The sequence below is a fragment of the Chthoniobacterales bacterium genome (assembly GCA_039930045.1).
Lineage (GTDB): Bacteria > Verrucomicrobiota > Verrucomicrobiia > Chthoniobacterales > DASVRZ01 > DASVRZ01.
Map to the genome: position 1 here is coordinate 293,761 of JBDSQB010000002.1, position 14,530 is coordinate 308,290.

The following is a 14,530-nucleotide window of genomic DNA, read 5'->3' on the forward strand; positions in this document are numbered from 1 at the left end:
GTTAAATCGGGATGTCGCTCTCGATGAGGCCGTCGCGTAGCCGCACGACGCGCCGGGCGTGCTGGGCGATGTCTTCCTCGTGCGTGACGACGATGATGGTGTTCCCAGCTTGGTAAAGGGTCTCGAAGAGCGCCATGATTTCCTCCCCGGTCTTGCTGTCGAGGTTGCCCGTGGGCTCGTCGGCGAGGATGATCGAGGGGCTATTGACGAGGGCGCGGGCAATGGCGACGCGCTGACGCTGCCCGCCGGAAAGTTCGTTCGGTTTATGGTGCATTCGCTCGCCCAATCCGACCGAGGTGAGGGTGGCGGCGGCGCGCTTCGAGCGTTCCTCGCGGCTGATGCCGGCATAGACGAGGGGCAGCTCGACGTTGGCGAGGCTGGTGGAGCGCGGGAGGAGGTTGAAGGTCTGGAAGACGAAGCCGATCTCGCGGTTGCGGATGGTGGCGAGGTCGTCATCGGTCATGGCGGCGACGTTTTTCCCAGAGAACTCGTAGTGGCCCGCACTGGGGGTGTCGAGGCAGCCGAGCATATTCATCAAAGTCGATTTGCCGGAGCCCGACGGGCCCATGATGGCGAGGTATTCGTTGCGATGAATGCGTAGATTGACCCCGCGCAGGGCCTTGATGGTGGTGTCGCCCATGATGTATTCGCGGGTGAGCCCGCGGATGTCGATAACGAGCGGCCCCGGCGGTCGGGTGGTGCGCGAATGGACTGTGGTGGTGGGAAGGGTGGTGGCGCTCATCTATTTGGATTCGTCTTTCTTCGGTTTCTCGATGGTCACAGAGCTGCCATCTTTGAGCTCGCGACTGATCGCTCCGTAGCTGCCGCTGATGATTTCCTCGCCGCCGGTGAGTCCGGCTTTGATTTCGATGTAACTGTTGTCGCTCAGGCCGGTGACGACTTTTTTCATGACGGCTTTCCCGCCGTTCTTGAGGAAGACGACGCGCTGCAGTTTCTCCCGGTCGGAACGCCCGGTGTCGGTGGTGGAACTGCCGGCCTGCTTCTGCTCGGCGTCGCGTTTTTCGTTGATCTCGGTCATGCTTTTGCCCTCGTCGCGGGTGCGAACGGTGACGCTTTGGATCGGGACCGTGAGGACGTTTTTCACGCTGGCGACCTGGATGTCGGCGGTGGCGCTCATGCCGGGCCGGAGCGCGACGCCGGGGGCAATGATCTGGATTTTGACCTCGAAATTGGTGACTTCCTCGGTGGTTTTCTCCGCGGTGACGGTCGCCGAGCTGGCGACGTGCTTCACGATTCCACTGAAAGTCCGGTCGGGGTAGGCGTCGATGCTGATCCGCACCGGGTCGCCGAGGTGAATGGTGACGACGTCGTTCTCGTTGACGTTGGCGCGGACTTCCATGTCGTCGAGGTTGGCGACGCGCATGATTTCGGTGCCCGCAAACTGCGCGGTGGCGACGACGCGTTCGCCCAGCTTGCTGGTGAGGAGCGAAATGGCCCCGTCGGTGGGCGCGTAGATGCTGGTTTTGACGAGTTCCTCGCGAATCTGCGAAAGCTGACCCTCGGCGCGTTTGATGTTGAAGGTGGAAGCGTTGTAACTGGCCTCGGCGACATCGCGATTGGTCTGCGCGTCGGCGATTTCACTGTCGGAGGCGATCTTTTTGTCGAAGAGCGCCTTCTGCCGCCGCAGGTCCTGCTCGGCCTTCAAGAGCTGGGCCTTGCGCTGGAGATTGTCGGCGCGGGCGGAGTCGAGCGCGGCCTCCTGCTGCTCGACCTGGGCTTGGTAAACGTCGGGCTTGATCTTGACGATGAGGTCGCCTTTTTTCACCGTCTGCCCCTCGATCACGGGCAATTCAATGATCTCGCCTGCGACCTCGGCGGAGATTTTGACTTCGAGGGCCGGCTGGATCTTTCCCGTGGCGGAAACGACTTGGGTGACATCGCGGCGGCCGACTTTCTCGGTGGTGACTTCGATGGTTTTCTCTTTTTTGCGCCCAAATAGGACGCCGCCGATGATTAAAAAGAGAATGACTGCTGTGATCCAGAGCCAGCGCCGGCGATTTTTCGGAGGGGCTGCGGGGGGAGTTAGGGCGGAATCGGGCATGAAGCGATTTTTATTTATGTCTGGCGCGGAAACAGCTTTCTTACAGGGAACTTCTCCCGTGTCCATGCGTGCGTCCAGAATCCATTTCACCTTTAGATGCCGCGCGGCGGTATTTGTTTCAAATCTTCGGAAATGATCTCCACTTCACTCAAATTCTGGGGAGTGCGCGGCTCCATCCCCACGCCCGGCCCGGAAACCGTCGGCATCGGCGGCAACACCTCGTGCGTCGAAGTGCGGGTCGGCAAGGAAATCATCATTCTCGACGCCGGGACGGGGATTCGCCCGCTCGGGCTGAGCCTGGCGAAGGAATTTGCGGGCGTGCCGATGAATCTGACGCTCCTCATTTCCCACACGCACTGGGATCACATCCAGGGGTTTCCGTTTTTCATGCCAGTCTATTCGCCTGCAAACAAAGTCCATATTCGCGGTTACGAAGGAGCGCGAGCCCGGTTTTCCTCGATCTTGCTCGCGCAAATGGAAAGCCCGTATTTCCCCGTCGAAATGACCCGACTCCCGGCGAACATCGACATCGAGGAGCTGAAGGAGTTCGATTTCCATGTGGGCGACATCCCGGTGCGAGCGAAATTGTTAAACCATCCCGGCGTCTGCGCGGGCTACCGGATCGAGACTCCGGGTGGCGCGATCGCCTATCTGCCCGACAACGAGCCGCAGGTGCATCTTCGGAAAATTCAGCAGCGGCGCGGGGTCGAGGTCAGCGCCGAAACGATGGCCCGGTCGGAGCGGAATGATGCCGATCTCGTGGAATTTATTCGTGGCGCGAAGGTGCTCATCATCGACTCGCATTACACGAGCGAGGAATATCCGCATCACATGGCCTGGGGCCACGCCGACGCGGAAACGGTGACTCGCATCGCCATGGAGGCCGGCGTCGAGCGGCTATTTTTGTTTCATCACAACCCCGAGCACGACGACGCGCAGGTCGCGGCCAAGGCGAAGGCGTGCCAGAAAGTGGCGAAGGGTAGCGGGTTAATCGTCGAAGCCGCTGTCGAGGGAGCGAGCTTGAAATGGTCGTCGCCCGCTAAAATTTACAGTCGAGTTTGAGCGCACTCTGGAGCCGGGCGAGATAGGCTTTTTTCGACACTTCCAGAGCGCCAAACTTCGCCAGATGCGGCGTGATCCATTGCGTGTCGAGCAGCATGAAACTCCGCTCGCGGAGGTGATCGACCAAGGCGACGAGAGCCACTTTCGAGGCATCGGTCTCGGTGTGAAACATCGATTCGCCGAAAAATGCCCCGCTCAGACAGACGCCATAAAGTCCTCCGGCGAGGCCATTTTCGCTCCAGGCTTCGACGGAATGCGCGTGGCCCAACCGGTGCAAGGCGACGTAACTCGCGATGATTTCCTCACTGATCCACGTGTCCTCGCGCTCGGCGCAGGCTCGCATCACTGTCTCGAAATCGTGATCGAAGCGAATGGTGAACGGATGCTTTTTCAGCGTCCGGGCCAGCCCATGCGGGACGTGAAATGTGTCCAGCGGAATGATTCCGCGCGGGTCGGGCGAAAACCAGCCGATCTCCCCGTTTTCCATGCTCATCGGGAAAACGCCCTGCGAGTAGGCTTGCAGGAGGAGATCGGAGGAGATCACGGTCTAACCCAGATCGACCTGCGGCACTTCGGGCGGTTTCGGGTGGATGCCCTCAGCCGCCAAGATATCGAAAACATTTTCCGCCACGATCCGGTAATGCTCGCGGAAAACCTCGTCGTCCGGCTCACGGCTGAGTTTGAGGTAATCGGCGTGATCTTTCCCCAGCTTGAGCGAGAGAAAATTAATCAACTGCTCGCGTTCGCCGAGCGGTGTTCCCTCGGGCGAAACCATGCTTTGGGCGCGACGTTCACCGTCCTGGGCGAGGTCTTCCAGCCGGGTGCGGAGTTCGGAGTTGATGCTCTCGAGTTGGGCCACATAGCGGCGCAAAGATTCGTTGTCCTCGGGGGGCGTCGTGTCGGGCCAGACGCCATCGCCTCCACCAGAACCGTAACGCCCACCGCGACCACGACCGCGTTTGTCGCGTCCGCCACCGCCGCCGCGTTCTTCGAGCTGGCGCAACTTGGTGCGCGCCTGGGAAAGTTCCTGCGATTGCTGGCGAATGAAATTATCGAGCTGACGCAGCATGGCGACTGGATCGGCCTGAGTGCGCTCTCCTCCGCGACCTCCGCGACTGTCACGTCCACTGGATTGAGCCGGTTGATTCGACGGGCGATTCGGCTGGCCGGGGCTGACGTAGGGCGGATGCTTCGGGCGGCTTTCCCGGCGCTCGCCGCTGGCCTCATCTTCGTCATCGTCTTTCTCATCATCATCCTCCTCGTCGTAGTCATCATCCTCCTCGTCGTCGTCATCAGAATCAGACTCGGCTGCGGGCTCGGCGGTTTCGTCGGCGGGAGTTTCAGTGTTTTCTGGCGCGTCGGCAGGATTGCGCCGCGAGGTTTTCTCCGCAAACGCCTCAGCGATTGCCGTCGGCAAATTCTCCGGCACGGTCTTAAAATCGCGCATCAAGCGGCCCGGCCATTTGCGAATCGCCTGGGCGATGGATTGCTGCGAGCGCTCGCTGAGAATGGTGAGTTTGTCGATTTTGATCAGCCAAAGGAGAAACGCGCTTTGCGTAAATGGCGGGCAGCCGCCGGTGAAAATCGTGCTGATGGCGGCGTTGAGCAGGTGCGCGAGATCGGCGTCTTTGAGGCCGTCGAGTTGCAGGCGCAGGAGCCAGGGTTTCCCCTTGCCGACGAGGACGTTGAAGAACGACTGGCGGTCGCGCGTGGTGAGGATACCGTCCTCTCCGAGCATTTCGGCAGCGATGGCGCAGGCCCATTTGGCGGCTTGGGCCTCATCGACCTTCACGAGACCGCGCGTGATGCTGAGGCGAATGCGGCGGCCGATTTCGCCCTCGAAGGCGGGACCTTTCATCCCGGAAACGAAGAGGCGGCGGCCGTAAGGCTTCATCTCGGGCCAGGCGGCGTTCAGACCGTTGACGCTGATCGGCCAAGGCAGTTTGCCAATGGCGTCGAGCGCCTCGTTGATCTCGGGTTTGCCACCGAGCAAGGCGCTGCGGAGGAGGTCGGCGGTCTGCGTTTCGTGCGCCGGGCTCATGCGTCCGGCCTGCGCGGTGGCGACCATCTGCGGGAGCGTGGAATTTTCCGTGGGAGTTGCAGGCGAATCGGGCACAATGGGACTTGCGTCCGACTCTGTGGGCTCCATTTGGGTTTCGTCGTCGGGGGAAATGTCTTCTGAATTCATGAAAAAATGGGTGTTGGAAAATCTTAAGTCGCCGCCGTCCGGGCAGGGCTGTGAGATTGCGCGGAGCCTACGTTGACGTTGATGAGTCGGTCAATCAAGTCCTCGGGGCGCACGACGCCGACGGGACGATTATTTTCGTCGAGGACGGCGGCGAGCGACATGCGGGCGGCGCGGAGCTTGCGAATAATCTGCGTCGCGGGCTCGTCGGCGCGGACGTTGATGATCCGGCGCAAATGATGTTGCGCGCTGGTGTGGAGGCGGCCGTCGAGCAGCACCTCGAACGAGCGAACGAGGCCGATGATCTGCCCGTCGGACGCGATGACGGGGAAACGGTCCCAGCCCTTTTCCTTGGCGATGGCGAGAAGTTCGGTCACGGGCGTCTCGGGCTTTACCGAGGCGACGCGGTCCATCGGGATCATGACATCGCGACCACGGACGGCTCGAAAATCGACGACGTTGTGGATCATTGCGCGCTCGGCAGGATCCAGCGAACCGCTCTTTTCCACTTCGCTGGTGAGGTCTTTCAACTCGTCGCGGGCGATGAATAGATCGCGCGGGTCTTCGTTTCGAAAAAAGAGTTTTCCCACCCAAGTGAGCAGCCAGATGACTGGCGAAAGCAGCCAGTAAACCGCGCGGATAATTTCCGAAAGCGGCGCGAGCAGACGATACGGAAACCGGCGAAAGAGCGACTTCGGCAGCATTTCCAAGAGCACGACGAAGACCGGGATGGCGATGAGAAACGCGACGGGATAGCCCCAGTTGCCGATTTTTTGGCGTAGAAGTTGCGTGATGAGGACGAGGGCCCAAATTTTCAGTAAATTCGTGACGAGCAGGACGGTGATCAGAAGGCGCTGCGGATGGAGCAGCAAGGCCTGGAGCCGAAGCGCGCCGGGGGCTTTTTTGCGGACGTTGTGGCTGAGCCGCACGGGGTTGATCGAGAGCAAGCCGGCCTCGACGCCTGCGAAAAGAAACGACACAAGCAGGCAAATGGCGAGCGCGAGCCAGATCATGCAGCCTCCATTTCCATGGAACTCGGCTCAGCGGCCACTTTCTCGATGAAAACTTCCTGCACACGCCGCCGCGTAGCCCGCCGGATGCGCAAGGTGTAGCCCGGAATCTCCACCAACGAGCCGGGGCGCGGGACGTAGCCCATTTTGTTGAAAATATACCCGCCGATCGTGTCCAGCCCGTCGTGATGGATCTTGGTCTGGAGTTTTTCGCTGATGTCGTCGAGCCGCGCGTGTCCGCTGACGATCAATTTCCCCTGCCCGGCGTCCTCGATATAAAGATCCGACCCGAGCGGGACGGCGTCGCTGATGACTTCCTCGACGATGTCGGAGAAGGAAACGACGCCTTCCGTGCCGCCAAATTCATCGACCACGATGGCGATCCGCTGCGGGCGATGCAGGAAGCTTTGGAGGAGTTCTAGTGCATTCATCGTCTCGGCGACAAACGACGGCGGCACGAGGATTTCCTGATACGGCTGCGTCGGATTCGCCAGAAAAGCCGCCACATCGAGCACGCCCAGAATGTCATCCGGCGTCTCGCCATAGATCGGAACGAGGCGACGGCGTTTCGTTCGCAAAAGCGTGATCGCCTCCTCATTCGTGAGATCGTCGGGCATCGTGAAGCTGTCCACGCGGGGCGTCATGCAATCCTTCGCCGTCTTGTCCGCGAGCTTCATAATTTCGGCAATGATCTCGCGCTCATTCGAGTCGATCACGCCGGTTTCCGCTCCCAGATTCATCAGCGTGGCAAATTCTCCCTCGGACAGCGTGTCGCGGAGTTCCATGGATTTCGGGGTGATCATTTGTGCGAGATGCTCGGTCGCGTGTTCGAGCACGCCGGTGATTCTGCCCAGCAGCGGCACGGCAAAATCCAGATAGCCGATGGCCAGCGGCGCGAGTCGCAGTGGATAGGTCAGCGCGAGAAGCTTCGGCAGCAGATCGCAAAAAATCACCACGACTGCGAACAAGCTCAGAGTCGTCAGCCACACCGGCAGCACACTGTGCATTCGCTCTGCCAGAAAAAGGCAGAGCAGCACGAGCGGGACATTCACGATCACGTCGGAAAAAAGGATCACCGCCAGCAGCCGGCGCCGGTCCGAGGTTAGCCGATCGAGCTTTAGCGCGAGGCAGATGTCTTTCTCGCGAAGGCGTTTGATCTTGTGCTCGCGCAGGGAAAAAATCGCCGTTTCCATCCCCGAGAAAAACGCCGACGCGCCGACCAGCATCGCGACCACGACGAAGAGCCAGGTCGTCACGGCTGGGGCTGCGCTCTTCCAGGCATTCGATCTTGTATTCTTTTCGCGGGCCGCGTTATTGCGTGATTCAATGAGTGCACTGGTTTCCGAATGAAAAAACGTGATCGAATATCCGAGTTTGTAAAGGAATTAGCTGCACCTAGCGAATCAGGCGATGCCCTGTTCGACCCGCGCTACCTCGGATACTTCACCTGTTTCAACCGCGGTGAATACTATGAAGCCCACGATGTGCTGGAGGATCTCTGGCTGCAAACGAACGGGGCGGACTACGCTTTTTACAAGGGCCTCATCCAGATTGCGGGCGCATTTGTCCATTTGCGGAAGCAATACGAGCGCCCGCTCCACCATAAGGATGGAACTCGCATGAGACCGGCAACGCGGCTTTTCGATCTCGGAATGGCCAATATCGGGCCGTTTCAGCCGTTGCATCATCAGCTTGATGTCGCGGCGCTGATTCGCTTTTGTGCAAAAACTCGCGACCACATTCGCGAATCCGACTTCCAATCCAATCCCTGGAACCCTGGTTTTCTCCCACAACTCCGTCTCGAACCCACCTAAATGCGGCATTTCACCGCAAAATCAACGTCGAAGCCGGTTCGCGGCACGCTTCATGCATTTCAAAGTCTAAATTCCAGTCCCATGCTTATGAAACGCTCCTTCCTGCCCGCCCTCCTCAGCCTCGCCACGCTCTCCCTCATCGGATGCGCCAACGTCGAAGTCACCAAAACCTACGTCGCCTCCGGCGCGCATCACCCCTCCAGCATTTACATCCGGCCCTTTAACGTCGCCGGAGCCACCTTCGTCGGCGACCACGGCCCCCTTGGCGAACGCCCCATCCGCCAGGCCCTCGCCCCCGCCGAACTCGGCATCGCGCTCAAGGAGCAACTCAGCAAAATCGCCCCCACCATGGTCATTGATAACAACGACATCCCCGAGGAAGGCTGGATCGTCGATGGCAACATCGATGTCGTCGATGGCGGCAACCAGGCGCTGCGCTTCTTCTTTGGCCGTCTCGGAGCCGGTCGCACCACCGCGATCGTCCATGTCCGCGTGACTCGCGCCGGTGAAGAAGGCGGCGAAAGCGATGGCAAAGGCGGCGCTCCCGAAGGCGTGCTCTATGCCTTTGACGTGAAATCCAGCAGCAAGGCCGCCGGCCCCACGGGCTCGGTTTACAACTCCGGCATGGGTTCCTCCGAAATGTTCGACTACCGCAACATCGCCGAGGAAGTGGGCAAGGTCCTCACCCCCGATCCCTACAAATACGGCGTCCGTGACGGCGGCGCGGATCGGTAAACAAAATTTGGTAGTGGTTGGGGCCGGGGCATCCATCAGGGGTGCCCCGGCTTTTTTTCATTTGAGTTAGATTCCATTCAGAAAACTCTTGGAATCTGCCGCTGGATTCGCTATTTCACTCAACTTCATGGACGAATTCATGCGCGCTGCCATCGATGATGCGAAAAAAGGTCTCGCCGAGGGCGGCATTCCCATTGGCTCGGCGATTGCCCGCGATGGACAGCTTCTGGCCACGGGCCACAACAAGCGCGTGCAGGACGGCGACCCCATTACCCATGCGGAGATCGATTGTCTGCGCAACGCCGGGCGCATCGGCCACTATCGGGGGACGACCTTATATTCCACGCTCATGCCCTGCTACTTGTGCTCGGGCGCGGTGGTGCAGTTTGGAATCAAGAAGGTCATCGTGGGCGAAAGCCGCACATTTCCCGGTGGGCCGGAGTTTATGCGCGCCCACGGCGTGGAGGTGATCGATCTCGACCTGCCGGAATGTTACGAGATGATGGCGAAATTCATCGAAGAAAATCCCTTGCTCTGGAACGAGGATATAGGCAAATAGTCTCGGCGCATCCGTTCATTTAATTTCTTCGCTCCAGCTCAATCAGTTCATCATCAGTCAGATCCAGTCATGGGAAACAAACTCTACGTCGCCAACCTCGCGTTTCATCTTACGGAAAACGAGATTCAGGATATTTTTTCACCGTTCGGCACGGTGCAGGAGGTCAAGCTCATCCTCGATAAAATGACGGGCAAATCGCGCGGTTTCGCCTTTGTCACCATGGCCAGCGACGGCGAGGCGGAACGAGCCACGGCGCAAATGAACGGCCACCGCATCGAAGGCCGCGCGCTCGCCATCACGGAGGCGCGTCCGCGCGAAGATCGTCCTCAAGGGCTGGGCAGTGCGCGTCCGCCAGGACACGGCGGTCCCTTTCGTCCGAATGCAGCTCCCGCATCCGGCAGCAGTGGCTTTGGAGCCAATCGGCCTCCGTTTTCTGGTGGTGGCAGCCGCTCCGCTGGCGGCCGCGATTCCGGTGGCCGGGGTGAGCCGCCTCGTCGCGAAAAAGAAAAACCGCGCGGACCGCGTCCGATGCGGGATTACGACGAAGATTAAGATCCAACTCCGCTCTGTTTTTCAGAGGGGAATGGAACTCGTCCGCGCAACTTTCTGCTGCCTGCGCTTGCCAGCTTTTCCCGTCCTGCCCTAGAGTCTCCCCGTGAGCAGCTACCAGGTCTTCGCCCGTAAATACCGCCCGAAAACGTTCGACGACGTCATCGGCCAGGAGCACATCACGCAGACGCTGAAAAACGCCATCGAGCAAAACCGGCTCGCCCACGCCTACCTCTTCGTCGGCCCGCGCGGCACGGGCAAAACCTCCACCGCACGCATTCTCGCCATGGCGCTGAATTGCGAGACTGGCCACGGCAAACCGACCACCACACCCTGCGGCGTGTGCGATTCCTGTCGAGAAATCGCCCAGGGAAACAGCCTCGACGTTCTGGAATTTGACGCCGCGTCGAACACGCAGGTCGATAAAATCCGCGAGATCATCATCGACAACGTGAAGTTTGCCCCGACCAAGGGCACTTACAAACTCTACCTCGTCGATGAGGTGCACATGCTTTCCAATTCGAGTTTCAACGCACTCTTAAAGACGTTGGAAGAGCCGCCCAGCCACGTGAAATTTCTCTTCGCCACGACGGACCCGCAGAAGGTGCCGGTGACGATTCTCAGCCGCTGCCAGCGATTCGACTTGAAGCGGATTCCCGACACGCTGATCGCGAACCACCTGCAATACATTGCGGGCGAGGAAAGGATCACGCTCTCCGACGCGGCCTCCGCCGCCATCGCGCGTGGAGCCGACGGCGGGTTGCGCGACGCCGAGTCGATGCTCGATCAACTCGTGGCCTTTTGCGGCGAGGCCATCGAGGAGGAGGATGTTCTAAAGATCTTCGGCTTCACCTCGCAGGAAACGATCAACGCCCTCACCGAACACATTCTCCGTATCGAAACGCCGCAGGCCTTATCGCTGGTCCACGCACAGGCCGAGTCGGGCAAGGACCTCATGAAAGTCCTCACCGACCTGCTCGGTCACCTGCGAAACCTGCTCATTTTCCAAGTCGATCCGAGTTCATTGGACCGGGAAATTTCCAGCGAACTTCGATCCGTATTGCAAGAGCAGGCGGGGTTTGTTTCCGGCCCGAAACTGCTCGACCTCATCCAGCAACTTTCCGCCGCCGAAGGTCGCATGAAGTGGGCTGCGAACAAAAAACTGCAACTCGAGATCGCCCTGATTCGCGCCACGCAGAGCCTGCAAGTGTCCTCGCTCGACGATGTGCTGGCGGCGCTGACTTCGCTGCGCGACGGCTCGCCCATGGCGACTTCCATTCCTCTCACGCCGCCGCCGCCGCGCGCGTTCACTCCTGCCCCGGCACCCTCTCCAGCGCCCGTCATTTCACCGAAACGAGTGGAACCCAAACCGGAGCCGAAGATTGAGCCCAAACCCGAGCCAGTCCCCGCTGCGGCAGCGCCGGTTGAGGCTCCGATGGAAGTCACGCAGCCGGACGCAGTGGAAGTTTCCAGGACGGAAACGATTGCGGAGTTGTGGCCGAAGATTCTTCGCGAAGTCAGCTCGAAGCGGCGGTTGATTTTGAGTTTTCTCGAACTCGCCTCACCGGAGCTGGGCGCAGACGACACGCTGAGCCTCGCCTTTCCCACGGACCAGAAATTTGCCGTGGAAAATCTGCAACGTCCGAACAATCGCGCCTTTCTTGAGGACCTCGTTACCCATCTCCGCGGCAAAACCACCAGCCTGCAAATCGCCCTGCGCGAGGGCGCAACGGCTCCGACGGTGAGCTACGCGATTCCCGAGGAGCCCGTCGTCGATCCGATGGAGGCGTTCAAAAATGATCCGCTGATCAAAAAAGCGCTCGAACTTTTCAAGGCGGAAATTACTTCCGTCATCCCACCGCAAGTCAACTCCAACTAACCAATCCCTATGAATATCCAGAAAATGATGAAGCAAGCGCAGAAGATGCAGGAAGAGCTCGCGCGCACTCAGGAAGAACTCGCCCAACGCACCGTCGAAGCCAGCGTCGGCAGTGGCAAAGTCACGGTCGTGGCCACCGGCGGCGGCGACATTATTTCACTGAAGATCGCCAAGGAAATCGTTGATCCCGAGGATGTGGAATTTCTCGAGGACCTCATCCTCAGCGGCATCCAGCAAGCCATCGAAAAAGGGCGTGCGATGCAGCAGGCCGAGATGGGCAAAGTCACCGGCGGCATGGGTTTGCCACCCGGGCTGGGGTTTTAAGCTAACCAGCGTTTGCGCCGGTGCGAATGTTCGCGGCGGCGCGCTGGGCGCGGAACCATTCGCTGAAGCTCATCGCGCGGCGGCTGGAGAAATATTGGTCGAGCATGCTTTCGCGCTCGGTTTTCCATTTTTCCTCGTCGAGCGGTTCCATTTTTTCGAGGTAGGCGATCGCGCCGCCGTCCATTGTGGGTATGAGGTCGCTGACGGCACCCTCGCCTAGGGTGGCGGCTCGCATTTGAATCATGCGGTCGGCGTTGAACTCGCGGTTTTGCTGGAGTTCGGCGGGTGAAAAGGCGGGGACAGATTCGACTTCAAGTCCACTCGCGGCGGCGGCTTGGGCGAAGGTCTGGCCCGATTTCAATGCGACTCGAATGGCTTTTTGGAGTTCGGCGGCCTTCTGAGTCATGGCGGCGGCGACGCGTTCCTCCCGGATCGTACTGGTGATTTTGGCGGTGGCCTCCTCCAAGGTTTGCGGGACGGCGGGTTCGATTTTGGCGAGATGGAAAATGTAGAAACCGTCCTCGGTCTGGAGCACGTCGCTGTCGGGCGTGTCGGTGGTCAGCGAGAAAATCGTGGGCGCGACCTGGGTCACACTGGCGATTTCAGGCGGCGGCGTTGAGGCGGGAAAAGTGGCGGTTTCCTTCACCGGCGCGTTGAGTTCCTTGGCGATGGCGTCGAAGTTCGCACCCGCCTTGAGGAGGCGCTGGGAGAAGGCGTCGGCCTGGTTCGAGATCGGCTGGAGGGCGGAGACGCGGTCCTTGCCTTTGAGTTTTTTGTCGGCGTCGGAAAGCTGGAAAACGACGTATTTCACGGCGCGTTTTTCGTCGGTCTGGAAGCTGGCTTTGTTTTTCTCGTAGTAGTCTTTGATTTCGGCCGGCGTGACGGTGACGGCGGATTCAAACGTCTCGCGCTTGAGTTTGGCGACCTGGAGGTGGCGCTTGCGAAAGGCGTTGCCGTAGGCGTCGCGGACTTCGCTTTCAGACGTGACGGTGGCGGAGCCGACGATTTCGCGGAGTTTGGCGAGGCGCAGTTCATCGCGGATCAGGTCGTTGAGCTGCTCCTCGCTGAAGCCGCGCGGGGTGAGGGCGTTGGCGACGAAGCCCTGATATTTCTCAAAGTCGAATTGGCCGTTGGTCTGAAACGGTGGGAGTTGCTGGATTTTTTGCGCCACGGCCTCGGTGGTCGGCTCGACCTGCAAAACCTCGGCTTTTTTCCGCAGGACGAGTGTGCTCCAGACGTAATCCTCGGCCTGGTCGCGGCTGCCGCCGGTGACGAGCACCTGGAGCAAATCGTACAAGCCGAGGCCGCGGGCGATCTCGAATTGTTTCTCGGAACGGGCAAACTCACTGCCGCTGACGGTTCTGCCGTAGATGCTGCCCATCGCGCTGCGGCCCAGCTTGTCGAGGTCAGTTTTGTTATAGAGAAAAACGAAGGCGACGATGACAATGACGGAAATAAGGATCATCAGCCAGCGCTGATTTTTCCGCATGAGGTTGATCATAAAAGGATTGGGAATTGGGGATTGATTTTGGGGACTTCGCTTCCTAGATTGGGCGAACGATGAGACTTAGTCGCCTGTTTCCCTCCCAGCAACATCTTTTTGCCGCCGTATTGACCGTGAGTCTGCTCACCTTCGGAACGACGGTTCGCGCGGAAGATTCCATCAAGGCCAGCAACGGCATTGTGCGCACCGGCCAGATCACGGGCGTCCGCAATGGCAGCGCGATGATCAAATCCGGTCCTGCGGAAATCGGAATCCCGCTCTCGCAGGTGACCGCCGTCACGATGGCGCAGCCGACGGCGGTGGATCGCGGGTTGAATCTCCAGGAAGCTGGCAAACCGGCGGATGCGCTGGCCGTTTTGAAACCGGTCGTGGACCAATTTGGCGGACTTCCATTGGACTGGGCGCAAAGGGCCACCGCTTCGATCGGCGATCTTTATCTTTCCCTCGACAAGACGGCCGAGGCTTCCGCCGCCTACGCGAAATTCAAGCAACTCTACCCCGGTGTCGGACTTTCCCTGCAAGCCGATGTCGGCATGGCGCGCGTGGCTGCGGCCAACAATAAATTCGATGATGCCAAGACGGCCCTGACTCCGATCATCGCCAATGCGCTAACCAAACCAGATCTCACCAAGGCTGAGTCCGCCGCCTTTGGCCAGGCTTATTTCACCCTCGGAAACATCGCTGAAAAAGAGAATAAACCCGCCGAGGCTCTCGAAGATTACCTCCGCACCGTCACCATCTTTTACGCCGATCGCGCCACCACGGCCCGTGCGCAGGAACGGGCCGATGCGTTGCGTAAAAACGGCGGCATTGCAGTCCCCTAAACTCCAGCGTATAAATCCGACTC

General features: G+C 59.7%; 15 protein-coding genes. 8 read left to right on the forward strand and 7 right to left on the reverse strand.

The features are described 5' to 3' along the window. Nucleotide 1: 1 nt before the first annotated feature. Nucleotides 2-640, reverse strand: coding sequence for an ABC transporter ATP-binding protein (locus ABIT76_01505; GenBank protein MEO7931812.1), 639 nt, complete (start codon nt 638-640; stop codon nt 2-4). Nucleotides 641-742: 102 nt separating this feature from the next. Beyond that, nucleotides 743-2,062, reverse strand: a complete 1,320-nt coding sequence (locus tag ABIT76_01510; GenBank protein ID MEO7931813.1) for an efflux RND transporter periplasmic adaptor subunit — start codon at nt 2,060-2,062, stop codon at nt 743-745. A gap of 132 nt (nt 2,063-2,194) precedes the next feature. On the opposite strand from ABIT76_01510, the gene ABIT76_01515 reads away from it, so the two are divergent. Then, on the forward strand, nt 2,195-3,124 hold the full coding sequence (locus tag ABIT76_01515) for an MBL fold metallo-hydrolase (GenBank protein ID MEO7931814.1): 930 nt from the start codon (nt 2,195-2,197) through the stop codon (nt 3,122-3,124). On the opposite strand, the gene aat is transcribed toward ABIT76_01515, so the two are convergent. The 4 genes from aat to ABIT76_01535 are packed head-to-tail and all read right to left on the reverse strand — an operon-like array spanning nt 3,102 to nt 7,575. Next, nucleotides 3,102-3,668 (reverse strand): leucyl/phenylalanyl-tRNA--protein transferase, encoded by a 567-nt coding sequence (aat, locus tag ABIT76_01520; GenBank protein MEO7931815.1) that lies wholly within the window; start codon nt 3,666-3,668, stop codon nt 3,102-3,104. The two genes, ABIT76_01515 and aat, sit on opposite strands and share 23 nt — an antisense overlap. A 3-nt stretch (nt 3,669-3,671) precedes the next feature. Then, nucleotides 3,672-5,312 (reverse strand): hypothetical protein, encoded by a 1,641-nt coding sequence (locus tag ABIT76_01525; protein ID MEO7931816.1) that lies wholly within the window; start codon nt 5,310-5,312, stop codon nt 3,672-3,674. 23 nt (nt 5,313-5,335) lie between these two features. Beyond that, nucleotides 5,336-6,322, reverse strand: coding sequence for a CNNM domain-containing protein (locus ABIT76_01530; protein ID MEO7931817.1), 987 nt, complete (start codon nt 6,320-6,322; stop codon nt 5,336-5,338). Then, entirely contained in the window at nt 6,319-7,575 is a 1,257-nt protein-coding gene (locus ABIT76_01535) for a hemolysin family protein (protein ID MEO7931818.1), read from the reverse strand. Before ABIT76_01535 ends, ABIT76_01530 begins: the two co-directional genes overlap by 4 nt. Nucleotides 7,576-7,665: 90 nt before the next feature. On the opposite strand from ABIT76_01535, the gene ABIT76_01540 reads away from it, so the two are divergent. The 6 genes from ABIT76_01540 to ABIT76_01565 all read left to right on the forward strand — a co-directional run bounded on the left by ABIT76_01540 (nt 7,666) and on the right by ABIT76_01565 (nt 12,179). Beyond that, entirely contained in the window at nt 7,666-8,133 is a 468-nt protein-coding gene (locus ABIT76_01540) for a DUF309 domain-containing protein (protein MEO7931819.1), read from the forward strand. Between the two features lie 87 nt (nt 8,134-8,220). Next, nucleotides 8,221-8,868: a DUF4410 domain-containing protein gene (locus ABIT76_01545; GenBank protein MEO7931820.1), complete on the forward strand. Its 648-nt coding sequence runs from the start codon at nt 8,221-8,223 to the stop codon at nt 8,866-8,868. Nucleotides 8,869-8,995: 127 nt separating this feature from the next. Next, on the forward strand, nt 8,996-9,427 hold the full coding sequence (locus tag ABIT76_01550; GenBank protein MEO7931821.1) for a nucleoside deaminase: 432 nt from the start codon (nt 8,996-8,998) through the stop codon (nt 9,425-9,427). 69 nt (nt 9,428-9,496) lie between these two features. Continuing rightward, on the forward strand, nt 9,497-9,979 hold the full coding sequence (locus tag ABIT76_01555; GenBank protein MEO7931822.1) for an RNA-binding protein: 483 nt from the start codon (nt 9,497-9,499) through the stop codon (nt 9,977-9,979). 103 nt (nt 9,980-10,082) lie between these two features. Beyond that, on the forward strand, nt 10,083-11,855 hold the full coding sequence (dnaX, locus tag ABIT76_01560; protein MEO7931823.1) for a DNA polymerase III subunit gamma/tau: 1,773 nt from the start codon (nt 10,083-10,085) through the stop codon (nt 11,853-11,855). Between the two features lie 9 nt (nt 11,856-11,864). Beyond that, nucleotides 11,865-12,179: a YbaB/EbfC family nucleoid-associated protein gene (locus ABIT76_01565; protein ID MEO7931824.1), complete on the forward strand. Its 315-nt coding sequence runs from the start codon at nt 11,865-11,867 to the stop codon at nt 12,177-12,179. A gap of 1 nt (nt 12,180) precedes the next feature. Here ABIT76_01565 and ABIT76_01570 read toward each other — a convergent pair whose 3' ends face one another. Next, the gene (locus tag ABIT76_01570) at nt 12,181-13,680 is read right to left on the reverse strand and encodes a peptidyl-prolyl cis-trans isomerase (GenBank protein MEO7931825.1); all 1,500 of its coding nucleotides are present in this window, start codon (nt 13,678-13,680) and stop codon (nt 12,181-12,183) included. Nucleotides 13,681-13,739: 59 nt separating this feature from the next. Here ABIT76_01570 and ABIT76_01575 point away from each other — a divergent pair, with 59 nt between their 5' ends. After that, complete coding sequence (locus ABIT76_01575) at nt 13,740-14,507, forward strand: tetratricopeptide repeat protein (GenBank protein ID MEO7931826.1); 768 nt, start codon at nt 13,740-13,742, stop codon at nt 14,505-14,507. Nucleotides 14,508-14,530: the final 23 nt, after the last annotated feature.